This is a genomic window from Actinocatenispora comari, from assembly GCF_017312725.1.
Taxonomy (GTDB): domain Bacteria; phylum Actinomycetota; class Actinomycetes; order Mycobacteriales; family Micromonosporaceae; genus Actinocatenispora; species Actinocatenispora comari.
In genome coordinates this window covers 71,121-94,752 of sequence record NZ_BOPO01000023.1, presented here as the reverse complement: position 1 = coordinate 94,752, position 23,632 = coordinate 71,121, and the positions used below count along the sequence as shown (strand labels likewise).

The window sequence follows — 23,632 nt, the reverse complement described above, 5'->3', positions numbered from 1 at the left end:
GGTGATCAGGGGTGTTGTTTCCTACTTCAACCGGTGATACCGACGCTCGTGGCGTGCTCGGTACCACGCGCGGGGCTCTGGCGCGGGAAGAAAGGTTGTCGAAGGTCATGGCGAAGGCCAGTCTTTCCGTCGAGCTCGAGTCGAAGACCTACCCACCTCTCGCGCCAGCAGTCTCCACCACCGACAAGTTGCAACAGTTCTCGTTGTACGGCGATTCGTCCGATTTCAGCATTTCCGTGGTCAATTCTTCTGCGATCCTCCAGTGGGACGACCGGGGAAGACTCACGAAGCTCAACCACGAGATCTCGGGCTGCGGCACCGACTACCGGCGACCGGAGATGGCGGCGACCCGGGCCGTCTCCGAAATGCTGGAGCGGCAGTCCGGCTTCCTGCGCAGCAACCTGGACATCGTCCGCGCGGCGCGGCGAGAACTGGGCGATCGAGCCATTCCGTTGGCACGGCTTCCCCGGTGCTCGCAGCTCGAGTATGCGGATCCCCGGTGCGGGTTGTCCGAGCCGGACGAGGACGACGTGCTGGACTGGGTCATGGCGCGCTCCCTGTCCACCGGTGAGCGCAAGCTGGTACCGGTCGAGATGGTGCTGTTGGGTGATCGGCACGGGCACGCATCCAAACAGCTCGTCGCACCGATATCCACGGGATATGCGGCGCACGTCTCCGCCACCGACGCCTTGCTCGCCGGCCTGCTCGAGGTCATCGAACGAGACGCCATCGCGCTGACCTGGGAATGCCGGCTTCCGCTGCCACGCCTCGATCTCGGCTTGTTGTCGGAACAAGCGCGGCGGCTCCTGGACGACGATGCGCGGCGCGGGATCGACAATCACCTCTTCGACGCGACCACGGACATCGACGGGGTGTCCATCGTCTACTGCGTGCAGCGGGATCACGCCAACCGCCGGCTGCGGCAGTCCGTACACTGTGCCGCCGCGCTCGATCCGGTGACCGCCGCGGACAAGGTGCTGCGCGAGGCGGCCGTCAGCCGTTCGGCGATCATGCAGGCGGCCAAGGACACACCGATCGCCACGCCGGAGGAGATTTCGGCGGTCGTCGACGGTGCGGTCTACATGGGCGTGGCCGAGCGCGAGTCCGCCTTCGAGTTTCTTCTGGCGGACCGGCCGGCACCGGCACCGGTACCGATGCCGGAGCGAGGATTCGGGGAATCGGGACGCTCGGACCAGCTCGACAGTCTCGTTCGGCGGTTGACCGAGCGCGGCCACGAGGTGCTGGCGATCGACCTGACCACCCGATCGGCGGCAGCGCACGGAATCGTCGTGGTCCGCGTCATCGTCCTCGGTCTGGTGCCCATGTCGATCTCTCCCTATGCCCGCTACCGGGGCGAACCGAGGATGTACGAGTACCCGCTGCACAGGTTCGGCATGGAGATCGACGAAGGCGGGCTGAACCCCTGGCCGCAGCCGTTCGCGTGACCCTGATTCGGCTATCGTGGAGGCCCAGGTGGCAAACGGCACCGTGCTGTGGCTGTCGCTGGACGAGTTCGGGCAGGAGCTTCGGTCGTTGTGCTGCGACCTCGCGCCGACCGAAACGGCACAGGACGTCCTGGTGGCGACGCCGCCGGGCCCCGGTTCTGTCGTCGTCGTCGCCGCGTCCTGGGAGCCGGCGAGGGAGCTGGCCGCGGTGAGCGACGCGGCCATCGCCAACGACTTCGCCCTGGTTCCGGTGGTCGTCAACCCGATCCATGTGCGTGTCGGCCCCATCGTCGCCGGCGCCGCCGCCCGCTGTTGCTACCACTGTTTCGCGGCGATGGAGCAGAAGCGGAACGCGTCCAACAAGATCGGCACCTACCTGCAGGCCGTGCGGAGCTACCCGGACAATTCCGTGCTCCGTCGGATCGCCGGCCACACGGCAGCCCACGTTTGTCTGAGCGCGGGAATACTCGAGGTGGGTGTCTCCGATCCGGTGGGCCACGATGCGGTGGCGTGGTACAGCTCCCACGATGGTGCCGACCTTCGGATGAGCCGGTTCGAAGGGGTCGACGGTTGCCGGCGGTGTGGCGTCGCCATGGATGATCGGACGACCTTCGAGGGAACGTCATGGATCTGAGTGATGAGCTCGCGTTCGTTTCCCGGCCGGCGGAAGTCCACCGCAATGCCGCGGTCGACCTCCGTTTCCTGCGGGACGGATCGCTGGTGGTCGTGGGTTCCACGAGTTCTGCTCGTCTGACCGGTGCGCGAGACGAGCTCGAGGGACTCGTCGAGGTGTGGTCGACGCTGCACGGGGGCACCTCGCGGTCGGTGTCCGATCGACTCGGCATGAGTGAACCGGATGCCGACCATGCCCTCGGCATTCTCTGGCAGGCCGGTGCCCTGGCCGCGACGGCACAGGGCGCCACCCCGGCGGAACGTTTCTGGCTGGCGCGGGACCCCGCCGGTGACGGCCGCAGACCGGTCTGCCGGGTCGTCACGAACGACGCCGTGGTGCGCGACGTGGCGACCGACTGCCTGGAGCGATCGGGCTTCACGGTCGGCGCGGACAACGCCGACGTGGCGCTGTGGCTGGGCGGCGAGCTCGACGAGCCGGACGGCGGACCGGTCCTGCTGGCCAGCGCGCACGAGTCGTCGGCACGGATCGGCCCGGTCTTCGACGACTCGCCGATGAGCCCGTGTTTCCGGTGTTTTCGCGCCCTGGCCAAGGATCTCGGTGCCTCGCCGCGGGCCGCGAGCAGGCGCTCGTGGCAGGTGACCGTGGCGCTCGCCGTGCAGCGCCTCACGTCGCTGGTCCTGCATTACCAGGCCGGCCACGTGAAGAACACGGTGACCGAGGTGTCGCTCGCGCAGGGGACGAGGAGCGTGCACGCGACGGTCGACCCGGACTGCCGGCAGTGTCTGGAGCGCATGGGCTGTGCGGGCACGGGCGCCGACGACGAGGTGGTCCGGTACGAGCTCGGTACGTACGAGCTGGGGACCGAGGCCGGCGACGCGATGCCGGTCGGCGAGCCGATGCCGCGATACCGCCCCGCGCTGGGCTACCGCCAGGAGGCACTCGACTCGGCACCGGCGGGCACGCCGCTGCACCGGGCCCGCCTCGTCGGGCGAGCGGCGACCGGCGCCAACCCGTCCGAGCCGCACCGCCGGCTGACCCCGTCGGGCGGGGACCTGAGATCGTGCGACGCGTTCTACATCCTGCCTGCCGGTGGTACCGGTGGGAGCGTCACCGTGGGGCTCTGCCCGCCGGATGCGGCGGCGGAGGTACACGAACGCGAAGTCGCCTGCCCCGAGCCGAGCATCAAGGGTCTGCTGGACGGCGCCGACGCGGCGCTCGTTCTGGTGGCGGATCTGCGGCGCAACGCGCGGAAGTACGGAAGCTTCGGAATCAAACTCGCCCTGCTCGAAACCGGCTGCGCGCTCGCCAACGCGGCCGCTCGCGCGGCGGCGCTGGGTTGGCACGTCGAGGCGCGTGAGGGCGTGCACTCGTCCGTCGAGCTCCGCGCGCTGCTGGGCCTGACCTCCCCGCACGAGTTCATCACCTGTGTCGCGCGGATGCGCACTGATCGAGGGCGTCGGGAGGTGGAGACATGAGTTCTGCCACGGGTGGAAAGCCTTCCGGGATGGTCCGGGCGATGGGCGGATCCGACATCGACGACCGCGATTTCGAACGCGTCGAGGTGGCCGCGGCGCACACGCTCGACACCATGCGGCGACGGCGCACGGTCCGCAGTCTGACCAGCGACGTCGCGGTACCGTTGCGGACGCTTGTGGCAGTGACGTCCGACATCTCCGCTCAGGTCGCTGGGCTGCCGTTGGCGGTGCTGTTTCTCGCCGCGAACGTCGAGGGTCTCGCGCCGGGGTGGTACCGACTGGACGGCGACGATTCGTTCGTTCCCGTGTCGGCGAAGCTGGAGTACGTCACGGAGAGCTGGCCGAACGCGAACGGTCCCGCGATCCAGCTCGTCCTGGCCATGGACCTGCGGAGCATCGGCGCTCCGGAATACGGCGCACTGGCGATACGGGCGGGGCGCGCGGTGATGGGCGGATGGATGACCGGCCTCGACGCCGGTCTGCAGGGCGCGATCCTGGCGGAGAACAGCATAGCCCGCTGGACCAGGCTGATCGGCGCCAAACCCTTCGAGCTGCGCCCGATCGTCTCCCTGTCGATGAGCCTTCCGTCCGGTCGCGAAGGCGAGTAGCGGTATGGACGATGCGTGGGCGCCGGGAACTTCGGCCGGTCCGGCAACGTCGGCTCGACCTGCGACGTCGACCGGCGAGGCTCCGTGGCCGCTCTTCGATGTCGCGATATGCACACCGAGGCTCACCATCAGGTGCGCCGACGACAGCCGGTTGCGCGACGTCGCCCAGGTGGCGGCGAACGGCATTCACCGGGCCGGCGAACTGCCGTTCTATGACACGTGGACGCTTCAGCCTGCCGGGATTCTGCAACGCAACCTGCTGCAACACGGGTGGGGCCTGCGGGCGATGTGGCAGCCGAACCGGTGGACCTTCGTCGGTGCGGTGGAACTCGATGGCAGGGTGATCGGGTTGCAGTCGCTGGGTGCGGAGCAGTTCGCGGCACAGCGAACGGTCACCAGCTGGTCCTGGATCGGCCTGCCCTTTCAGGGGAAGGGGATCGGGACCGAGATGCGTCGCGCGATTCTGCACTTCGCTTTCGCCGGCCTTGGTGCGAGGGTCGCGCTCAGTGCCGCGTTCGCGGACAATGGCGCGTCCAACGCCGTCTCCCGGCGGCTCGGGTACGTCAACTATGCCGACGAGGTCGTGCAACGAGACGGGACCGACGCCACGGAGCGACGGTGGCGACTCGAGCGGGACGCGTGGGCGAAACAGCGACGCGAGGACATCCACGTCGTCGGGCTCGACGCCGCCCGCGGCTTCTTCGACGAAAGCGTCGCAAGCTCCGTCTGGGCCGTACGGGAGTAGAGCATGCCGAACACGTCGGGTGCACGGGGAATGGCCGAGATCCTGCGCGCGCGGGCGCTGGCCGAACCGGACACCCCGATCATCACGGTGGTCGGGCGCGCGCCGCTGACCTTCGCGGCGTGGGAGTCCGCCGCCACCGCGTTCGCGGAGCGGCTCGCGCGCCTGCACCTTGCGGCAGGGTCCCCACTGCTGCTGAGGTTCGGCTCGCCGCAGTGGGATCGGTACGCCGTGGCCTACCTCGGCGCGATCCTCGCCGGTCACCCCGCGGTGCCGCTGTCCGCCAGCGTGACCGAGCGGGAGGCGCGGCGGATCGGGGCCGAGTGTTCGGCGACGGCGATCGTGGCGTGCGACGAGCTCGGCGAGTTGAGCGTCGAGCCGTGTGCCGAAGACCGGAGCCGGGACGGCTCGCACCGTACCGACGCAGACCACGGTCCGGCCAGTCCGGCCGACGAGGTCCTCGAGATCCTCGCGACCTCGGGGTCCACCGACGGCACCGGCCGGCTGGTGGCGTGCACGTGGAAGGACTTTCGCGCGAACCTGGACTCGGTCGGGGACGACCGCCTCGGCAGAAGAGCCAGGTTGGGTCATGCCTTCCCGGTGGGGACCAACGCCGGGCAGCTGATTCTCCACTCGACGCTGCGACCCCGTACCCCGTGCGTGGTCGTCGCGGCGGGGACCCAGCCGGAGAACTTGCGATCGCTGGTCGATGCCGGCGGCGCGAACATACTCAGCCTGACACCCACGGATGCCCGCGCGCTGGTCCGATCGGTACGGGTGGCCCCGCTCGCGCGGGCCGACTCGGTGTTCGGCGTGTTCCTGACCGGTGCGGCCGCCGACGCCAAGCTCTCCGGCGAGCTCGCCCGCAGCTTCCCGACCGCGCGGGTCATCAACATCTACGGGCTCACCGAGGGCGGCACCGCGAGCATCTGCGCCCGCTTCACCGGAGACCCCACCAGGCTGGGCCAACCGTCGCCGGGGACGGAGGTGAAGACGGTCGTCCCCGCCGGCGAACCGCTGCCGCCCGGCTGTACGGGCGAGATCTGGATTCGGAAGAACAACGGCTCGTACCGCAGGTATCTGGACCAGCCGTCGGACGGCTGCGCACCCTCCGACGGCGGGTGGATCCGCACCGGTGACCTGGGGCGGATCGATGCGGACGGCACCGTGTACCTGATCGGCCGGAGCAAGGACATCGTCATCCGCGGCGGAGCGAACATCTCCTGCGCGGAGGTGGAGGCGGCGTACCACTCCTGTCCCGAGGTGCGCGAGGTGGCGGTGCTCGGAGTCGACGACGAGCTCCTGGGGGAGGATCTGGTGGCGGTCGTCGTGCCGGAAGGGCCGGCGAGCGAGGAATCGATCCGGGGCCTGCTGGACGGCGCGATCGATCGGATGAAGATCCCGTCCCGGATCCATCTCGTGGACGAGCTTCCCCGGCTTCGTTCCGGCAAGGTCGACAAGAACGCGTTGCGCGACATGGTCCAGCACGAGCTGTCGTCCAGGGCGTGGTCCGGTGGGCAGGAGCCGGGTCCGGGCGACCGCGAGGCGCTGTCTCGTGCCATGCGGGACATCTGGGAGCGTGCCCTCCGCCGGAAGGTCTCCGACCGGGACGACTTCTACGCGATGGGTGGCGACTCGCTCGCGACGGTCGGCATCCTCTCGGCCGCCGAGGCACATCTCGGCTTCGGTGTCGACCTGGCGGACGTCTACCCGTTCGGCACCCTGGACGACTTCGTCGAGGCGCTGCGGCGCGTGCTGGCGAACCGTCGGATCCCCGATCGCTCGGTCGACTAGGAGGGCCGCGCCATCAGTCGCCTCTTCCCGCTCACCGCCGAGCAGCGCAGCCTGCTGTACTTCCAGAACCTGTTCGGTCCCGGCGTCGCCCTGAACCTGACGACAGCGCTGCCAGTGCCGGCCGAGATCTCGTACGACCGGGTGGCCGGTGCCGTCGAGCGGCTGGCGAAACGCCATGGTGGGCTACGCGCCCAGCTCGGCGCCTCGGCGGCGGACGGCCAGTTCGTCGCCGACGAGACACCTCCGCTGCTGGTGGCTGAGGAGCAGAGCGGGTGCCCGGGTCGCGTCCCGGCACGGCGGGCGTGGTTGCGGTGCGCCGACCTGTTCGATCCACGTGGGCCGCGTCGGGCACGTTTCGAACTGATCCGTCAGGGGCAGCGGTACGGGGTCCTGCTCGGTGCCCTGGATCACCTGGTTGCGGACGGGACGTCGGCGGAGATCGTCACCCGCGACCTTGCGTTGCTGCTGGACGGCGGCGCCCTGCCCGAGCTGCCGATGACCTTCCAGGACGTGTGCCGGGCCCAGCCGAGCACGGACCGCGTCGCCGAGGAGGCCGGCGAATGGGCGCGCCGGCTCGGTGACGTCGCTCCGCTCACCGGCGTCATGCCGCACGGTGCGGCGGACGGGGTTCGGGCGCAACGGGACCGCCACCGTGCGGGCGGGGCCGGCTACCACGCGGTGCAGCTGGCGGCGCGGGAGCTGAAGTGCTCGCCGTTCGTGGTGATCGCCGCGCTCTGCGCCATCAGCCTGTGGCGGCGCACCGCACAGGAGCGCTTCCTCGTGCACACACCGATCTCCACGCGACGGGATCCGGCGCGGCAGGTCTCGGTCGGCAACTTCGTGAACGATCGGCCGTTGGTCTGCCGCGTCTCTCCCGGGGAGTCCCTGCTCACCCTGGCCAAGCGGATCCGGGGGAGTTGTGCCGCGGCGCTTCGGCATTCGTACGCGAGTGTGTCGGATCTGGTGCGTGCCGTCCGCGGGTACGAGAACTGCCTCCAGGGCGCCGACGCCGACTATGTGCAGTTGCACGTCCAGGTGGACGACCGCCGCAGCGCGGCCGGCGAGGGTCCGTCGGATCGCGTGGAGCGCTCGGTGCTCGGGCCGTTCCGGCCGTCCGGCGACGTCACCTGTACGACGCTGCGGTTCCACTTCTCGCCCGACGTGACGTGGACGCGTACCTTCTTCGGCGGCCGTCGTGGCGGTGACGAGGTCGCCGCCGAGGTCAGCGACGACGTGTTGCGGTTGCTGGAACTGGTACCCGGCAGCGGTACCGCTCCGGTCCGTTGGCTCGCCGAGGAACTGCCGCCCGTCGGTGGTGCGATACCAGTGATCGAGGGTGACCGGTGACCGTTCGACTGGCCGAGGCGACGTGGAAGCGACTGGAGACGGTCCTCGGTCGATCCCGCTCCGACGTCGAGACCGTCAACCCGGTGGCGCCCCAGCAACGTGGCCTGCTGTACGAGGCGCTCCTGCACGAGGAATCGAGCCGGTACGTCGTGCAGGTGCCCACGGTGGTGGACGGACGGCTCGACCCGGCGGCGTTGCGGCGCTCGTGGCGGCTCGTGGTGCAGCGGCACCAGGCGCTGCGCGCCGCGTACCACTGGGAGGTCGATGCCGGCCCGCTGCAGGTGGTCTTCCGCAGCCTCGCCACCCCGGTACCGCTGGTGCGCCACGAGCCGGACGGCGGTCGCTTCGACCGCTGGTTCACGCGCTACCTGCGCGACCAGCGGAGGCAGGCGTTCGCGCTGGCCGAGCCGCCGCTGGTACGGCTGGCGATGGTGGCCGAGAGCGCCGACCGTTGGTGGCTGGTCTGGCAGTACCATCACGTCGCCCTGGACGGATGGAGCCTCGCGCAGCTCACGCAGGAGCTGTGGAGCGCCTACCGGGACCCGGGCACCGACCTCGTGGAGACGTGCCCACCGATCGACTACGTGCGCTGGTCGCAGCAGCAGGACCGCTCGCGCGCGCTGGCGTACTGGCGCAGGACGTTGACCGGGCTGGAGTTGCCGACGCCGCTCGGTCTGGGTGCCGCGCCGCGCCGGCTCGGGGCGCGGGACGAGCCGTCCGGTGCGGCGGTTCTCACGCTGCCCCGCCGGCTGGGCGATGCGCTGCGGGAGCGGGCGGTCCGCGATCGGATCTCGGCCGCGACCGTGTTCGCCGGCGCCTGGGCGCTGGTGCTGCACTGCCGCGGTGGCGCTCGTGACGTGGTCTTCGGCCTGATCACGTCCGGACGAACCGCGCCCGTACCGGGCATCGACACGGCGGTGGGCATGTTCGTCAACTGGCTGCCGCTGCGAACCGACGTGTCGGCCGAGCAGCGGACGAATCACTGGCTGGGCTCCGTTCACCGCACCATGCTCGACCTGATGCGGTTCGAGCACGTGCCGTTGGCCGACGTCCGATCCGCGGCGGGCGTTCGACCCGGACGCGCGCTGTTCGACAGCACCCTGGCGTACCAGAACATCAGGACCGCGGGCCGCGGGCCGGCGGGCACGGAGACCGGGGGCGCGAACGAGGACACGGGGCTGCCGCTCGCCCTGAGCGTCACCCCGGCCGACCGGTTCACCCTGACCCTGACCTGGCAACGATCGGTGGTGCCCGACGAGACCGGCCACGCCCTGCTGACGAGCCTCGGGCGGGTGCTGGAGTCCATGCTGGCGGACCCGGAACGAACGGTCGGCGACATCGTGACCGCCGAGTCCACGTGGGTTCGGGCGTCTGACGACACGGACGCCGGCCTCGACGGGGACGACGAGGCTCCGGTGGCCGGTGTCGCGGCGACGGGCGGAGTGGCGGCCACGGTGGCGGCCATCTGGGCCGCCACGTTGGGTGTCGACGCACTCGATCCCGCCGACGACTTCTTCGAGCACGGGGGTAACTCGCTCGTCGCCATGCAGGTGGTGCTCCGGATCGGCGCCGAGCTCGGGCTGAAGCTGACCCCGGCGGACCTGTTCGAGGCGCCGACCCTCGGCGAGTTCTGCGGGTTGGTCGAGCGACTGGCGCAACCGTGCTGACCGCGCGGAGATCGGGGCGATGATGCAGCGCACCCTGTTCGACCTGTTCGCCGCGAGTGCCGAGCGGCACCCGGGCGCGATCGCGGTCGAGTTTCCCGGCCAGCGCATCACCTACGCGGGGTTGCGTGACCTGGTGGAGCACCGCGCGGAGGTCTTGACCCGCGGTCGCCGCCCGCGGCGAGTGGGCCTGCTGCTGGCGCGCGGCCTCGATGCGTACGTGTGCTACCTGGCGGCGCTGCGGGTGGGTGCCGCGGTCGTGCCGCTGAGCCCGAACGTGCCGTCGGACCGCAGCGAGGCCGCCGCGCGCGCGGCGTCGGTGGATCTTCTCCTGGTCGATGATCCGAACGGTGTCCGGGCCGTCGAGCGGCCCGCCGACCCGGCATCGGCTGCCGGGGCCGGCGACGGTTCCCTCGCGTACGTCATGTTCACCTCCGGTTCGACGGGCGCTCCCAAGGGCGTACCGATTCCGCACCGGGCCGTGGTCGCACACATCGACTACGTGCGGCGTCGGTACGACCTGGCGGCCGGGTGCCGGCTCTCGCACTCCTTCGATCTGACGTTCGACCTGTCGCTGTTCGATCTCTTCGCGGCGTGGGGATCGGGCGCCACCCTGGTCGTGCCGAGCAGGTCGGAGGCGATGAACCCGGTGGCGTACGTCAACGCCCGGTCGATCACGCACTGGTTCTCGGTCCCCTCGGTGATAGGAACCACCCGGGCCCTGCATTCGCTGCCGCCGGGCTGCATGCCCGGCCTGTCGTACAGCCTCTTCTGCGGGGAACGGCTGTTCTGGCGGGACGCGGCGGCGTGGCGCGAAGCCGCTCCGAACAGCGTCGTGGAGAACGTCTACGGGCCGACCGAGTTGACCTTGAGCTGCGCGGCGTACCGGGTCCCGGCGGACCCGACCGGGTGGCCGGACACGCCGAACGACACGGTGCCGATCGGCACCGTCTACCCACACCTCGAATCGGTCGTTGTCGACGGCGAGCTCTGTGTCCGCGGAGCGCAGCGGTTTCCCGGCTATCTGGATCCGCGGGACGACCGGGGGAGCTTCCTGACCGTCAGGGGAGGCGCGGTCGCGCCCTACGACGGCGATGGGCCGCTGACGGACGAGCACTGGTACCGCACCGGTGACCGCGTCGTCGAGCAGGATGGCCAGCTCGTGCACCTGGGCCGCCTCGACGATCAGGTGAAGGTGCGCGGGTACCGCGTGGAGCCCGGCGAGGTGGAGACCGCCCTGCGGCAGCACGAGCTGGTCGACGAGGCCGCGGTGATCGTCGCCGGGTCGGGTTCCGACGCGCACCTGCACGCCTTCTACACCGGCGACGAGGTGGCGGAGATCGAACTGATGCAATTCGCGTCACGCAGGTTGCCGTGGTACATGATTCCGCACCACTTCACCCGGGTCGCCTCGCTACCGCACGGCCCGAACGGAAAGCTCGATCGTGCAGGCCTGCGCCTGGCCAGTGATCCGACGTGACCTCCATCGATTGTCCGAGGTGGGCAGTGGTCGACATCCCCAGGCACTCGGTGAGTGCCTCCGGCATTCTTCTCGACGAACGGCGCCGGGTGCTGGTGATCCAGCGTCGGGACAACGGGAACTGGGAGCCCCCCGGGGGCCTGCTGGAACTGGACGAGTCGATCGTTCACTGCCTGCGAAGGGAGATGCGGGAGGAGACCGGGTTGTCGGTCGCACCGGTACGCCTCACCGGCGTGTACAAGAACATGCGCATCGGTGCGGTCGCACTGGTCTTCCGGGTGCGCCGGCTGGGCGGGACTCTCGTCACGACCGACGAAACCGCGGATTTCGCCTGGTGGACCGAGGACGATGTCCGCGGAAAGATGCGGGAAGTGTATGCGGCACGCGTCTTGGACGCGTTGGACGCCGCGGACCCGAGTGTCCGGGCACACGATGGCGTCGGCCTCCTGGCAGAGGATGTTCCGATCGAGGACCCCGATCGGCGCCAGCCCACCCTCGACTGACCCGAGCCCGCGAGCTGCCCGGTGCGGCGACCGCCCGCGCGGTGCGGCAGTGCCGGCCGCGCAGTGCGGCAGCACCGGCCACGCAGTGCGGCAGTGCCGGCCATGCAGTGCGGCGCCCCGGCCGACGGCCGGGGCGCCGCAACGACTTCCGCTGGCTCAGCGCACGGCCGGGCCGGTGGCGGCCAGGTACTCGCTGATCCGGCCGAGCAGCCCCTCGGCCTCGGCGAGCAGGTCACCGCTGGGCCGGCCGGCCCACCGTACTCGCTCGCGCAGCGCGAACAGGTCCCGCCGCAGCTGGGCGGAGCAGGAGTGCTCGGCCCCGCACGGAAGGTTCTCCACCGCGTCGGTCACCCGCGACAGGACGCTCCTCAGGTCCGGCGACGTCGTCATCATCGCTTACCCCTCGTGCTCGTCCGATACACGATCAGTATGCGTTGCGCCCGGTCGACACGCGCGGCTTCTGCGAATTCATCAGCATTCGCCGGTCGGTACCGCCGGCGAACCGGACGCGAAACCGCCAGCTTGCCGACACGGTGCGTGACGATCGCTTGCTGGCACGGAACGGGGAGAGCGGCACTGGAGGGCGGGACCTATCGTGGTGCACGGCGCGGGTCGAACCGGCCGCCAACATAGGTGATGCAACAGGCCTGGTGGGGTGCACGGCCCCGGTGGGGCCGAGTCTAGGGGGAAGCGGAATGAGCGACAGCGACGTGTGGATCGACGCGGACGGTGACGGCCAGGCCGACGACGTGACGGCCCACTACGAGAGCGACGGCTCCGTGGAGTACACGGCCGACACGAACGGGGACGGTCAGACCGACTTCGTCGCGTACGACGAGAACAACGACGGTGTGGTCGAATACGCCGACTACGACCAGAACCACGACGGCAGCTTCGACGAGCGGATGGTCGACGAGAACGGCGACGGCTACCTGGACGACACTGCCAGCGGCGTCGACTTCAGCCACGACGACTCGTACGTCACCGGCGGTTCCGGCGGCGGCAGCGGCAGCGACGACACCAGCGGCCACGACACCAGCGGCGACGGCTCCGGTGCGGCGGCACCGGGCGGCGCGGCGGCGCCGGGTGGTCCGTCCGCGCAGCCGCCGGCCGGCGGCTCCGGTGACGGCAGCGACTCGTCCACCTCGGGCAGCGACTCGACCTCCGGCGGCGACTCGTCGACCTCCGGTGGCGACTCCTCCGGCGGCGACCATGGCTCCGGCGGCTCGGCGTCGATCCCCGACCTCACCTCGGTGCCGGGTGCCGACGGGTCGGACGGTGGCGACTCCTCCGGCGGCGCGGACCCCTCCGGCGGCTCGTCCTCGACCGGCGACCAGTCCGGTTCGGACTCCACCAGCGGCTCCGGCGACGGGTCGGACGGCGGTTCGGATCACGGCGGCCAGGACTACTCGGAGAGCTTCGGCGCGGTCGACGACTCCCCGTCGTACGGCAACTGAGTCACCCCGTTCGGCGGCCCTTGCCCCGGGGCCGCCGAACGCATCCCCGTGCCGGGGCCGCCCCGCGGCGGCCCCACCACGGCGTCGCGGCCGGTCCGCTATCCCCAGATCGCGGTCGCGACGGCGAGGCCCGCGAACGCGGCACCCAGCCCGCCGGCCAGGCTCGCCACCACGTTGAGCACGGCGAGGCTGCGCCCGGCGGTGCCCAGCAGCCGCAGCGTCTCGTAGCTGAACGTCGAGTACGTCGTCAGCGCGCCGCACAGGCCGGTGCCCAGCAGCGCCGTGAGCCCGGGCGAGAGCGCACCCGCGCCGCCGACGACGAAGCCGAGCAGGAACGAGCCGAGCATGTTGACCGTGAAGGTGCCCCACGGGAACACCGAGTCGTGCCGCGACTGCACGGCCCGGTCGACCAGGTAGCGCGCCGGTGCGCCCACCGCGGCACCGATCGCGATCAGCACCAGCGTCATGCCTGCCTCCTGCGGGTGGCCACCGTACGGGCCAGCAGCGTCCCGGCCAGCGTGGCGAGCACCGCGCAGGCCAGCGTGGCGACCAGGTAGAGCAGCGCGGTCCGGGCCGCGCCCGCGACGACCAGCTGCTGGGTGTCCACGATGGACGTCGAGAAGGTGGTGTAGCCGCCGAGCACGCCCACGCCGAGGAACGGCCGGATCAGCGGGTGTGCCGGGAGCACCTCGGCGATCAGCACCATCAGCACGCCGATCAGGAACGCGCCGGACACGTTGGTCAGGAACGTCGACCAGGGAAACCCGATACGTGCGTGCGGGATCGCGACCGACAACCCGTAGCGCCCGAACGCGCCGAGCACGCCGCCGGCGGCGATCGTCCCCAGCCGCACCGCGGGGTGGTGGCGCAGCTCCTGCCGCTGCTGCGGTACGTGCAGGTCGACGTCCGGGTCGGTCGCGAGCGGTGGTGCCGCGCCGGCGGTCTTCGGTACCGGGTCGCCGGCACCGGGCTCACCAGGCCCGGCCGGACCCTGCGTCGACGCGTGTTCGTCCATCGCGGCGCCGTGGCCGTGTGACATGTCCGTGGGCTCCCTCGCCTACCGGGTGTGCAGTGCACCTGGTAGGGACCGTTGGCGACCGGTTGGTGCGGTTCTCCGGCCGAAGCCGGACGGCGGGCCCCACCGCCGATGGGCCCAGGATATCCGCCGGTGATCACCGCCGCTGCGCTCACCGGAGCGAGAAACCTCACTGCCCGGACGGGAAACGGACGCCCGGCGCGGCGCGCCACCGACCACCCGGGTGGGGCGGATCGCCCCACCCGGAGCGCAGATCAGTCGAGGGCGCGCAGCCGGATCGTCTCCGGCATCGCGGACAGGCCGGCCAGCACGTCGGCACTGCCCCGGGAACCGATGTCGGTGATCACGTAGCCGATCTCGCCGCGAGTGCCCAGCAGCTGGCCGTCGACGTTGACGTGGTGCTCGCCGAGCAGACCGTTGATCTTCGCCAGCACGCCGGGCACGTTGCGGTGCACGTGCACCAGCCGCCGCGCGCCGGGCCGCTCGCCCAGGTCCAGCTGCGGGAAGTTGACGCTCATCGCGGTCGCGCCGGCCTCGATGAAGTCGCGGAACTTGCCGGCCACGAACTGGCCGATGTCCTGCTGCGCCTCCTCGGTGGAGCCGCCGATGTGCGGGGTGAGGATCACGTTCGGCAGGCCCTGCAGCTCGGAGACGAACGCGTCGCCGCGGCCCTTCGGCTCGGTCGGGAACACGTCGATCGCGGCGCCGGCCAGGTGCCCGGAGGTGATGTTGTCGCGCAGTGCCAGGTGGTCGACGACGAACCCGCGGGACAGGTTGAGGAACAGGCTGCCGGGACGCATCCGGGCGAACTCGTCGGCGCCGAACATGCCGCTGTTGCCCGGCCGTCCGTCCACGTGCAGGGTGACCACGTCGACCTCGCTGAGCAGCTCGTCCAGCGAGCCGCAGCGGCGCGCGTTGCCCAGCGCCAGCTTGTCCGCGGTGTCGTAGAAGTAGACCGACATGCCGAGGTTCTCGGCCAGCACCGACAGCTGGGTACCGATGTTGCCGTAGCCGACGATGCCGAGCCGGCGGCCGCGCACCTCGTGCGCGCCGGAGGCCGACTTGTCCCACACGCCGGCGTGCAGGCTCGCGTTCTTCTCGGTCAGCCGGCGGGTCAGCGCGATGATCTCGGACAGCGCGATCTCCACCACGCTGCGGGTGTTGGAGAACGGCGCGTTGAACACCGCGACGCCGCGGGCGGCGGCGGCCGGCAGGTCGATCTGGTTGGTACCGATGCAGAACGCGCCGACCGCGAGCAGGTCCGGTGCGGCGGCCAGCACCTGCTCGGTGACCTGCGTCTTGGAGCGGATCCCGAGCAACTGCACGCCACCGAGCCGGCTCGCCAGCTCCTCGGAGTCCAGCGCCCGGCCCAGGGTCTCCACCTGGTACCCGGCCTTTTCCAGCCGGCTCTGCGCGTCGGGGTGAATGCCCTCCAACAGCAGGGCGCGGACGGGTTGCTGGGTGGCGGTGTCGATGACCACGAGCATCCTTTCTCGCTCGAGCGGTGGCCGTGCGTCGCTGCTCGGCATCCGGGCCGACGACGCGGCCGGCGGCCCGGGCTGATGCACCCAGCCTAGAGACCCCGCCGGGGTGGCCGACCACACCGGGTGGCCGGTACCACGATGCAGGCGCGCACGAACGGTCCGATACCGCGCGACCGGTTCGTCACCGTTGCCCGATCAGGCGAGCGCGAGGTGCAGCGCGGCGGCGCGGCGCCGGGCGACCCGGCTCGCCAGGGCGAGCGCGCCGACGCCGCACAGCGCACCGATCGCGAGGCAGCCGAGCCAGGTCGCGGCCGGGCCGAGCGTGCCGTAGACGAACGTGCCGACGGTCGGTCCGGTGAGGCTCGCGGCCGACCACCCCCAGCCGAACATCGCCTGGTACCGGCCGCGCGCCTGGGCCGGAGCGAGGTCGGCGACCAGCGCCGCGGTGAACCCGGCGGTACCCACCTCGCCGATCGTCCACACCACCACGACCAGGCAGTACTGCCAGGCGGTGTGCGCGAGGCCGGTCAGCGCCATGCCGCCGCCGACCAGCGCCCAGGACGCGGCGAGCACCTTCATCCGGTCGAACCGGGCCAACCAGGTGGTCAGTACCGGTTGCAGGACGACGATCACGATGCCGTTGACCGCCGCGGCGGTGCCGTACACGGTGGCGGGCAGGCCGTGGTCGCGGATCGCCAGCGGGATCGCCACCTGCGCCTGGTTGTACACGGTCGCGTAGGCCAGGGTGAGCAGCACCAGCGCCACCAGCAGCGGATCGCGCAGCGCGGTGCGGTAGCCGGCCCGGTCGCCGCCGGCGGCGGGCTTCGGCCGGCCCGCGGTGCCGCGCGGGATGCCGACCGCGATGATCACCGCGAACGCCAGCCCGGAGCCGGCGTCGACGGCGAACAGCAGCCAGTACCCGTGCTCGGCGAGGAATCCGGCGAGCAGGCTCGCCACCGCGAAACCGAGGTTGACCGCCCAGAACAGCAGCCCGTACGCCTTGGCCCGGGCCGCCGGCGGCACGACGTCGGCGACCAGCGCCGAGGACGCCGGCCGGTACAGCTCGCTGACCGAGCCGAGCAGCGCGGCCGCGGCGATCATCGCCGGCAGCGGGTGTACCGCACCGAGCAGCACCAGCGCGCCGCTGGTGGCGACCAGCCCGGTCAGCAGGGTGAACCGGCGCCCGACCCGATCGGCGAGCAGCCCGCCGAGCGGCTGGGACACCAGCGAACCGACGCCGCGCGCGGCCAGTACCGCGCCGATCTGGCCGGCGGACAGCCCCTGCGCGCCGAGGTAGAGCACCAGGAACGCGGCGACCATGCCGCCGATCCGGTTCACCAGTTGGCCGCCGAACAGGATCCAGAAGGTACGGGGCAGCCCGCCGAGATGGGTGTGCACCTCGGTGGCGAGTCGGGACCGGCGCTGGGCCGGGATAGTGGCGGTGGTGTCGGGACGGGGGCGTTCGTCGGTGCTGGGCGGAGTCACGCGGGTAACTGTCGCCGACCGCTCTCGCTCCTTTCCAGAGATTTAGACTGCGCTGAATCTCCGATCGGGGGCATCGTGCTGGAGCTGGCTTTTTCCACCGAGGACGTGCTGCGCATCCGGTTCGCGTTCTCGCCGCTGTGGGAGGCGGTGGTGAGCATCCGTGCGCTGCGTCACCCGGCCGACCGGGCGCTGCACCTGCCGTGGATCCGGCGGGCCCGGCGCGCACTGGCCGACGCCGGCGTCGACCTCGGGCCGCTGCTGGACCTGGTGCCCGCGCCGACCCGCTACATCCCGGACTTCCTGACGCCGCCGCCGACCACCCCGGTACCGGACTTCGCCGCCGAGCTCGCCGCGGTCCGGGCGACCGCCCCGGCGCAGGTGCGCGCCGAACTGCACCGGCTGGGTGCCGCGGCCGGCCCGTTCGCCGCCCGGCTGGCCGACGACCCGGCGTCGGGGTTGGCCGAGCTGACCGACACGGTCACCGCGTACTGGCAGGTCGCGCTCGCGCCGGACTGGCCCCGGGTGCGCGGCCTGCTGGAGGGCGAGATCGCCTACCGGGCCCGCCGGCTCGCCGAGGGCGGCGCGTACCTGCTGTTCGGCGACCTGCACGAGCGGGTCAGCTTCGCCGACGACCGGCTGTACGTGCGGCACACGCACTGGCACGACTCCCGCAGCCTGGACGGCAGCGGCCTGGTGCTGGTGCCGTCGGTGTTCGCCTGGCCCAGCGTGTACTCGATCAGCCAGCGGCCCTGGCAGCCCACCCTGCTGTACCCGCCGCGCGGCATCGCCACGGTCTGGGAGACCGGTACCGCGGTCGGGCCGCAGGCGCTCGGCGCCGTGCTCGGCCGGGCCCGGGCCCGGCTGCTCGCCGAGCTCGTCGCACCGGCGTCCACCACCGAACTCGCCCGCCGTACCGGCCTGACCGCCGGTGCGGTCTCCCAGCAGCTGACGCTGCTGCGGGCGGCGGGCCTGGTCGCCTCGCACCGGGCCGGCCGGGTGGTCCTCTACGCCCGCACCGAAACCGCCGACACGCTCCTCGCCGCGACGAGCTGACCCACCGGTCAGCCGGCGGCGCCGAAGCCGGCGGCGATGGAGGGGAGTTCGGGGACGAGCCAGTAGCCGCCGACGACCAGGCAACCCGCGGCGACCAGGAAGAACACCACGACCCAGACGATGCCCGGTACGCCGGTGAGCCGGTGCAGCTGGTCGGCGTCGGAGCTGGGTGCCTGCCGGCGGGACCGCTTGGTCTGCAGCTCGAAGATCGGCCGCAGCCCACCGAGCAGCAGGAACCAGGTGATCAGGTACGCGGCGGCGGCCTGCACCGTCGGCGAGGTGAACCAGGAGATGACGAACAGCACGACGCCGGTGACCACCACGGTGAGCACCCCGTACGCGTTGCGGATCATGATGAGCATCGCGAGCAGCAGCACCAGGGTCAGCCACAGCAGTGCGGTCAGCCGGTTCGCGGTGACCATCGCCGCGGCGCCCAGGCCGAGCAGCGACGGCGCGATGTAGCCGGCGAGACCGGTGAACACCATCCCGGGGCCGGTCGGTTTGCCCACCGACACGGTGACGCCGGAGGTGTCGGAGTGCAGCCGGATGCCGGTCAGCCGGCGGCCGGACAGCAGCGCGACCAGGGCGTGACCGCCCTCGTGCGCGATGGTGATCGCGTTGCGTGCCACCCGCCAGACCGGACCGTACGCGACGACGAGCAGCGTCAGGACGCCGGTGACCAGCACCAACGCCAACGGCGCCGTCGGCTGGGTGCCGATGACCTGATGCCAGACCTCGCTGATCGTCGAGCCGTGCACGGGGCCGCCTCTCTCGCCGGTGAGTCGAGACCGTGATGGTGCCATGCGCGTCCCACACCGTCGGTCACGGCGCCGGCATCACGCCGTACCGTGCCGCCGCCATGCCGTACGGTCGCGGGCGTCGATCGTGCCGAGATGTTCGATGCGAACTTCACGCGAATGTTTGCGAGATTGACGTCGACCTACCGTTGATTTCCGTTCGTGTCCCGGTCATGCTGTGCCTGCCGCGTATCGGACGCGGCAGGTGGAGGGGAGGTCAGGCGTGGTCGAGACTCCTGCCGGGCATCGGCAGCCCAGCCGACGAAACAGCCGACAGATCAGCCGGCGTGGGCTGCTGGCCGCCGGTGGTGTGGCCCTCGGCGCCGGGTTCGGCGCCCTGCTCACCGGTACCGCGAACGCCGGCGACGGCGCGACCGGCGCCGCGTCCGCGGCGGGTGGGCCGGCGCTGCCGCGATCGCCGCGGTTCGCCCTGGACGCACCCGGGCACGTGCTGTGGCGCGACAGGCCGCTGTACAACAACACCGTGCTGCAGGCGCTGGCGTTCGACGACACCCACGACGAGCTGTACACCGTGCAGCTGATGCAGGGCGGGCAGCAACTGCCGGGGGAGGCCGCTCCAGTTGCCGGCGCCACCCGCGACCTGCACGGCGATCTGTGCCTGACCCGGCTGGACCGCACCGGTACGGTGCTCGGCCACATGTTCCTCACCGGGTTCGGGCACGGCGTGCAGATCGGCGTCGAGCCGTCGCCGCACGGCGCGTACCTGTGGACCGAGACGAAGGCGATCGCCGACGACGGCGTGCACGGCTGGGGCAGCGTGCTCGGCCGGTTCCCGTTCGTCGACGGTGCGATCCTCACCCCCGACTCGCCCAGCCTGCGCCAGTACGCCCCGGTGCCCGGCGCGGACCGCACCACCGCGGCGACCGACCCGGTGCACGGCACGCTGACCATGCGGCACCGCGTCGACGGGCACTTCCGGTACGCGCTCTACCTGCTGCCGCAGCTGCGCGCCGGGGTGGTGAAGCCGATCGCCGAGGTCGCCCAGCCGGACGTGCTGGCCACCGACTTCCAGGGGTACGCGACCTACGGCCGCTACCTGTACCTGATCGAGGGCAACGCGTTCGGCCACACCGGATCGGTGTCGCCGACCGGCAACACCGTGGTCACCCGGGTGCGCTGGACCGACGGCGTGGTGGAGGGCCGGCAGCTGATGACCGTGGCGAACGACATGCGGTTCCGCGAGCCGGAGGGCATGGCGATCCAGCTCGGCCCCGACGGCGCGCCGCGGCTGGCGTTCGGCTTCGCCGAGACCATCTCGGCCACCGACTCGCACAAGATCGCCACGGTCTGCTACCTGGACCGCCTCGTGCCCTGACGGCGCGTCGACCCGGGACCGCAACCGCGCGGCGCCCACCGGCTCCGGTGGCTGGCCGAGCCGTCGGCCGATCGGTTCAGGCGGGCCAGATCCGCTCCAGCGTGGGCGCCAGCTCGGTGAGCGAGTCGATCCGGTACGGGGCGCGGGCCAGCACGTCGGGATCCGGCGGGAAGTGCGGGTTGGGCGCGGCGACGACCGTCATCCCGGCGGCGAGCGCCGCGCGCAGCCCGTTGCTGGAGTCCTCGATCGCGACGCAGTCGGCCGCCGGTACGTCGATGCGGGTCGCGGCGACGAGGTACACGGCCGGGTCCGGCTTGCCGGCGCCGGCCTGCTCGGAGGACACCGCGGCGCGCACGGTGCCGGTCAGCGCGGTACCGGACAGGAACGCGTCGCTGATCCGGGGCGGCGAGGAGGTGGCGATCGCGACCGGCGCCCGCCGCGCCGCCTCCCGGACCGCCTCGACGGCGTGCGGCAGCAGCGGCGGCCCGGCCGCGTACCGGTCGGCCATCCGGTCGATCACCGTGCCGGCCGCCCGCTCCGGTGCCAGCCGGACGCCGAGCGTGTCGACCAGGTAGCGGGCCCACTCCGGGGTGGACATGCCGAGCATTGCGGTGGTCGCCTGGTCGGTCCAGCGGCCGCCGTACTCGGCGACCACGCCGCGCCGGATCTCGTCCCACCACTGCTCGGAGTCGACCAGGACGCCGTCCAGGTCGAAGATCACGCCACGCCTGCTACTCATGTCCTCCAGCCTGCCATCCGCCGGCCCGCGCCGGCGGCGGACGTGGCGTGCGGCAAGCTGGGGGACGGCGAAGGGAGAACTTCATGGCGGAACAGCTGGCGATCACCGGTGGCCGGGTCGTACCGGTCGGGGCCGACCCGATCGACGACGGCGTGGTGCTCGTCGAGGACGGCCGCGTCAGCGCGGTCGGGCCGGCCGGCGAGGTGACCGTACCGGCCGGGGCCCGGACCGTGGACGCGACCGGCCAGTGGGTGCTGCCCGGGTTCGTCGACGGGCACGTGCACGCGGGCATCGGGGAGGAGGGCATCGGCTGGGAGGGCCGCGACTACAACGAGATGACCGACCCCAACGGCGCCCGGCTGCGCGCGCTGGACGGCATCAACCCGGCCGACCTTGGCCTCGCCGACGCGCTGGCCGGCGGCATCACCACGGTGGTGGTCAAGCCCGGTTCCGGCAACCCGATCGGCGGCCAGACCGCCGCGATCAAGACCTGGGGCCGCACCGTCGACGAGATGGTGGTGCGCGACCCGGCCAGCGTGAAGAGCGCGCTGGGCGAGAACCCGAAGCGGGTGTACGGCGAGCAGAAGAAGCTGCCGTCCACCCGGCTCGGCGTGGCCGCGGTGATCCGGGACGCGTTCCTGCACACCCAGGACTACGTGGCGGCCCGCGCGCACGCCGCCGACGAGGGCAAGCCGTTCGACCGGGACGCCACCTACGAGACGCTCGCCCGGGTGCTGTCCGGCGAGATCCCGTGGTGCCAGCACACCCACCGGGCCGACGACATCGCGACCGCGGTGCGGCTGTCCGAACAGTTCGGCTACCGGCTGGTGGTCAACCACGGTACCGAGGCGCACCTGCTGGCGGATCTGTTGGCGGACAAGCAGATCCCGGTGATGATCGGCCCGCTGTTCACCAACCGGTCGAAGGTCGAGGTGGCGCAGCGTTCGCTGCGCAACCCCGGCATCCTGGACCGGGCCGGCGTCGAGATCGCGATCATCACCGACCACCCGGTGGTACCGATCGACTTCCTGGTCTACCAGGCCGCGCTGTCGGTGAAGGAGGGCCTGGACCGCGGGACCGCGCTGCGCTCGATCACGGTCAACCCGGCGCGGATGCTCGGCCTGGACGAGCGGGTCGGCACCCTCGCCGTCGGCCGCGACGCGGACGTCGTGCTGTGGTCCGGCGACCCGCTGGATGTCACCAGCCGCGCGCTGCGGGTGTTCGTCGCCGGCCGCGACGTGTACCACTGGGACGACCACCGCGGCGTCGGCGTCACCGCCAACCCGCACTACGACGAACTCGCCTGACCGGGTAGCGCCCGGGCGCGCACGGCGCCCGGGTTACTCGGTGGGGTCGGGGGTGGCGAGGGGCGCCTCGGAGTAGAGGGCGACGATCCACTGCTCGGCGGTGGTGCCCTCGTCCTCGTCCGGCACCGACTCGTTGTGCAGGGTGACGCCGAAGCCGAGGGTGGCGGCGGCGTTGACCGCCTCGATGGCCTCCTCGACGGTGCCGAACCACATCCGCTGGATCAGTTCGGCCTCGTTCGCTGCCGTCACGTGTGCCCTCCTCGGTGCCCCGATGATCGTCGCGGGTCATGGTCGCACACGCGGTACCGGCCGGATCCGCCGGCCGATCTTCCTCGCGTCGGCACCCGCGTGCCCGCTCCGATCGGCCAGGATGGGGTATGACCACACGCAGGCCCACCGAGTGCTGGCTGACCGACATGGACGGGGTGCTCATCCACGAGGGCTCCCCGGTGCCCGGCGCGCAGGAGTTCGTCAAGCGGCTGCGCGACTCCGGGAAGCGCTACCTGGTGCTCACCAACAACTCGATGCAGACGCCCCGCGACCTGCAGGCCCGGCTGGACCGGATGGGCATCTCGGTACCCGAGCAGGCGATCTTCACCTCGGCCCTGGCCACCGCGCAGTTCCTGAACGACCAGCGCCCGGGCGGCTCGGCGTACGTGATCGGCGAGGCCGGGCTGACCACCGCGCTGTACGAGATCGGGTACGTGCTCAGCGACCACGACCCGGACTACGTGATCCTGGGGGAGACCCGCACGTACAGCTTCGAGGCGATCACCCGGGCGATTCGGCTGGTCGCCGACGGGGCCCGGTTCCTCGCCACCAACCCCGATCCGACCGGCCCGTCCGGGCAGGGGGTACTGCCGGCGACCGGGTCGGTGGCGGCGCTGATCTCGAAGGCGACCGGGGTCGAGCCGTACTTCGTGGGCAAGCCGAACCCGATGATGATGCGCTCGGCGCTGAACACCGTGCAGGCGCACTCGGAGTCCACGGTGATGATCGGCGACCGGATGGACACCGACGTGCTGTGCGGGATGGAGGCCGGGCTGGAGACGGTGCTGGTACTGACCGGCATCACCCAGCGCGACGAGATCGACCGGTTCCCGTACCGACCGTCGCGGGTGGTGGACTCGATCGCCGACCTGGTCGACGAGATCGGCTGAGCAGGACCGGCCGGCCCGGTCGGCGATCGGGTTGCCGGTTACTGCCAAGTAAAAAATCCGGCATCAGGGACTTGTCTGTCCTGTGT

23 protein-coding genes are annotated in these 23,632 nt (G+C 71.5%); 15 read left to right on the top strand and 8 right to left on the bottom strand.

Annotated features, from left to right (window positions below):
- Window positions 1-53 precede the first annotated feature (53 nt).
- The 10 genes from NUM_RS08445 (at window position 54) to NUM_RS08400 (ending at window position 11,692) form a co-directional block, all read left to right on the top strand.
- Window positions 54-1,445: a YcaO-like family protein gene (locus NUM_RS08445; RefSeq protein WP_207124231.1), complete on the top strand. Its 1,392-nt coding sequence runs from the start codon at window positions 54-56 to the stop codon at window positions 1,443-1,445.
- Between the two features lie 28 nt (window positions 1,446-1,473).
- A complete protein-coding gene (locus NUM_RS08440; protein ID WP_207124230.1) occupies window positions 1,474-2,079 on the top strand; it encodes a hypothetical protein in 606 nt (201 codons plus the stop codon).
- A 209-nt stretch (window positions 2,080-2,288) separates the two neighbouring features.
- Complete coding sequence (locus tag NUM_RS08435; protein WP_207124229.1) at window positions 2,289-3,554, top strand: nitroreductase family protein; 1,266 nt, start codon at window positions 2,289-2,291, stop codon at window positions 3,552-3,554.
- A complete protein-coding gene (locus NUM_RS08430; protein ID WP_207124228.1) occupies window positions 3,551-4,162 on the top strand; it encodes a hypothetical protein in 612 nt (203 codons plus the stop codon). Before NUM_RS08435 ends, NUM_RS08430 begins: the two co-directional genes overlap by 4 nt.
- A 151-nt stretch (window positions 4,163-4,313) precedes the next feature.
- A complete protein-coding gene (locus NUM_RS08425; RefSeq protein WP_207124227.1) occupies window positions 4,314-4,907 on the top strand; it encodes a GNAT family N-acetyltransferase in 594 nt (197 codons plus the stop codon).
- Between the two features lie 3 nt (window positions 4,908-4,910).
- Window positions 4,911-6,698 (top strand): AMP-binding protein, encoded by a 1,788-nt coding sequence (locus tag NUM_RS08420; protein WP_207124226.1) that lies wholly within the window; start codon window positions 4,911-4,913, stop codon window positions 6,696-6,698.
- A gap of 12 nt (window positions 6,699-6,710) precedes the next feature.
- Window positions 6,711-8,045 (top strand): condensation domain-containing protein, encoded by a 1,335-nt coding sequence (locus NUM_RS08415; RefSeq protein WP_207124266.1) that lies wholly within the window; start codon window positions 6,711-6,713, stop codon window positions 8,043-8,045.
- The gene (locus tag NUM_RS08410; RefSeq protein WP_207124225.1) at window positions 8,042-9,712 is read left to right on the top strand and encodes a condensation domain-containing protein; all 1,671 of its coding nucleotides are present in this window, start codon (window positions 8,042-8,044) and stop codon (window positions 9,710-9,712) included. Before NUM_RS08415 ends, NUM_RS08410 begins: the two co-directional genes overlap by 4 nt.
- A gap of 19 nt (window positions 9,713-9,731) precedes the next feature.
- Window positions 9,732-11,189: an AMP-binding protein gene (locus NUM_RS08405; RefSeq protein ID WP_308440556.1), complete on the top strand. Its 1,458-nt coding sequence runs from the start codon at window positions 9,732-9,734 to the stop codon at window positions 11,187-11,189.
- Window positions 11,190-11,215: 26 nt separating this feature from the next.
- On the top strand, window positions 11,216-11,692 hold the full coding sequence (locus NUM_RS08400; protein ID WP_225918418.1) for an NUDIX hydrolase: 477 nt from the start codon (window positions 11,216-11,218) through the stop codon (window positions 11,690-11,692).
- Window positions 11,693-11,848: 156 nt separating this feature from the next.
- On the opposite strand, the gene NUM_RS08395 is transcribed toward NUM_RS08400, so the two are convergent.
- The gene (locus NUM_RS08395; protein WP_030444556.1) at window positions 11,849-12,085 is read right to left on the bottom strand and encodes a hypothetical protein; all 237 of its coding nucleotides are present in this window, start codon (window positions 12,083-12,085) and stop codon (window positions 11,849-11,851) included.
- A 302-nt stretch (window positions 12,086-12,387) separates the two neighbouring features.
- On the opposite strand from NUM_RS08395, the gene NUM_RS08390 reads away from it, so the two are divergent.
- Window positions 12,388-13,149 carry a hypothetical protein gene (locus tag NUM_RS08390; RefSeq protein WP_207124223.1) on the top strand — a complete coding sequence of 254 codons (762 nt, stop codon included), beginning with the start codon at window positions 12,388-12,390 and terminating at the stop codon, window positions 13,147-13,149.
- 98 nt (window positions 13,150-13,247) lie between these two features.
- Here NUM_RS08390 and crcB read toward each other — a convergent pair whose 3' ends face one another.
- The 4 genes from crcB to NUM_RS08370 form a co-directional block, all read right to left on the bottom strand.
- Entirely contained in the window at window positions 13,248-13,616 is a 369-nt protein-coding gene (gene crcB, locus NUM_RS08385) for a fluoride efflux transporter CrcB (protein WP_207124222.1), read from the bottom strand.
- On the bottom strand, window positions 13,613-14,188 hold the full coding sequence (locus NUM_RS08380; RefSeq protein WP_225918417.1) for a fluoride efflux transporter FluC: 576 nt from the start codon (window positions 14,186-14,188) through the stop codon (window positions 13,613-13,615). Before NUM_RS08380 ends, crcB begins: the two co-directional genes overlap by 4 nt.
- Window positions 14,189-14,439: 251 nt before the next feature.
- The gene (serA, locus tag NUM_RS08375; RefSeq protein WP_207124221.1) at window positions 14,440-15,672 is read right to left on the bottom strand and encodes a phosphoglycerate dehydrogenase; all 1,233 of its coding nucleotides are present in this window, start codon (window positions 15,670-15,672) and stop codon (window positions 14,440-14,442) included.
- A 192-nt stretch (window positions 15,673-15,864) separates the two neighbouring features.
- Complete coding sequence (locus NUM_RS08370) at window positions 15,865-17,154, bottom strand: MDR family MFS transporter (protein WP_207124220.1); 1,290 nt, start codon at window positions 17,152-17,154, stop codon at window positions 15,865-15,867.
- Window positions 17,155-17,229: 75 nt separating this feature from the next.
- Here NUM_RS08370 and NUM_RS08365 point away from each other — a divergent pair, with 75 nt between their 5' ends.
- Window positions 17,230-18,207: an ArsR/SmtB family transcription factor gene (locus tag NUM_RS08365; RefSeq protein WP_207124219.1), complete on the top strand. Its 978-nt coding sequence runs from the start codon at window positions 17,230-17,232 to the stop codon at window positions 18,205-18,207.
- A gap of 8 nt (window positions 18,208-18,215) precedes the next feature.
- Here the strand turns inward: NUM_RS08365 and NUM_RS08360 are convergent, their stop codons facing one another.
- Window positions 18,216-18,965, bottom strand: coding sequence for a M50 family metallopeptidase (locus tag NUM_RS08360; RefSeq protein ID WP_207124218.1), 750 nt, complete (start codon window positions 18,963-18,965; stop codon window positions 18,216-18,218).
- Window positions 18,966-19,227: 262 nt separating this feature from the next.
- On the opposite strand from NUM_RS08360, the gene NUM_RS08355 reads away from it, so the two are divergent.
- Complete coding sequence (locus NUM_RS08355; RefSeq protein ID WP_207124217.1) at window positions 19,228-20,340, top strand: phage baseplate protein; 1,113 nt, start codon at window positions 19,228-19,230, stop codon at window positions 20,338-20,340.
- Window positions 20,341-20,416: 76 nt separating this feature from the next.
- On the opposite strand, the gene NUM_RS08350 is transcribed toward NUM_RS08355, so the two are convergent.
- The gene (locus NUM_RS08350) at window positions 20,417-21,079 is read right to left on the bottom strand and encodes an HAD family hydrolase (protein WP_207124216.1); all 663 of its coding nucleotides are present in this window, start codon (window positions 21,077-21,079) and stop codon (window positions 20,417-20,419) included.
- Between the two features lie 83 nt (window positions 21,080-21,162).
- Between NUM_RS08350 and NUM_RS08345 the strand changes: the two genes are divergently transcribed.
- Window positions 21,163-22,386, top strand: a complete 1,224-nt coding sequence (locus NUM_RS08345; protein ID WP_207124215.1) for an amidohydrolase — start codon at window positions 21,163-21,165, stop codon at window positions 22,384-22,386.
- A gap of 33 nt (window positions 22,387-22,419) precedes the next feature.
- Here the strand turns inward: NUM_RS08345 and NUM_RS08340 are convergent, their stop codons facing one another.
- On the bottom strand, window positions 22,420-22,635 hold the full coding sequence (locus NUM_RS08340) for a hypothetical protein (protein ID WP_207124214.1): 216 nt from the start codon (window positions 22,633-22,635) through the stop codon (window positions 22,420-22,422).
- Window positions 22,636-22,763: 128 nt separating this feature from the next.
- Between NUM_RS08340 and NUM_RS08335 the strand changes: the two genes are divergently transcribed.
- Window positions 22,764-23,546, top strand: coding sequence for an HAD-IIA family hydrolase (locus NUM_RS08335; protein WP_207124213.1), 783 nt, complete (start codon window positions 22,764-22,766; stop codon window positions 23,544-23,546).
- The last annotated feature ends 86 nt before the right edge of the window (window positions 23,547-23,632 follow it).

Excerpts from the sequence above, each read along its gene's own strand:
- NUM_RS08395 (WP_030444556.1), bottom strand. The coding sequence starts at position 12,085 with ATGATGACGACGTCGCCGGACCTGAGGAGCGTCCTGTCGCGGGTGACC.
- NUM_RS08390 (WP_207124223.1), top strand. The coding sequence starts at position 12,388 with ATGAGCGACAGCGACGTGTGGATCGACGCGGACGGTGACGGCCAGGCC.
- NUM_RS08420 (WP_207124226.1), top strand. The coding sequence starts at position 4,911 with ATGCCGAACACGTCGGGTGCACGGGGAATGGCCGAGATCCTGCGCGCG.
- NUM_RS08345 (WP_207124215.1), top strand. The coding sequence starts at position 21,163 with ATGGCGGAACAGCTGGCGATCACCGGTGGCCGGGTCGTACCGGTCGGG.
- NUM_RS08350 (WP_207124216.1), bottom strand. The coding sequence starts at position 21,079 with ATGAGTAGCAGGCGTGGCGTGATCTTCGACCTGGACGGCGTCCTGGTC.
- NUM_RS08335 (WP_207124213.1), top strand. The coding sequence starts at position 22,764 with ATGACCACACGCAGGCCCACCGAGTGCTGGCTGACCGACATGGACGGG.
- NUM_RS08435 (WP_207124229.1), top strand. The coding sequence starts at position 2,289 with ATGAGTGAACCGGATGCCGACCATGCCCTCGGCATTCTCTGGCAGGCC.
- NUM_RS08430 (WP_207124228.1), top strand. The coding sequence starts at position 3,551 with ATGAGTTCTGCCACGGGTGGAAAGCCTTCCGGGATGGTCCGGGCGATG.
- crcB (WP_207124222.1), bottom strand. The coding sequence starts at position 13,616 with ATGACGCTGGTGCTGATCGCGATCGGTGCCGCGGTGGGCGCACCGGCG.
- NUM_RS08380 (WP_225918417.1), bottom strand. The coding sequence starts at position 14,188 with ATGTCACACGGCCACGGCGCCGCGATGGACGAACACGCGTCGACGCAG.
- NUM_RS08405 (WP_308440556.1), top strand. The coding sequence starts at position 9,732 with ATGATGCAGCGCACCCTGTTCGACCTGTTCGCCGCGAGTGCCGAGCGG.
- serA (WP_207124221.1), bottom strand. The coding sequence starts at position 15,672 with ATGCTCGTGGTCATCGACACCGCCACCCAGCAACCCGTCCGCGCCCTG.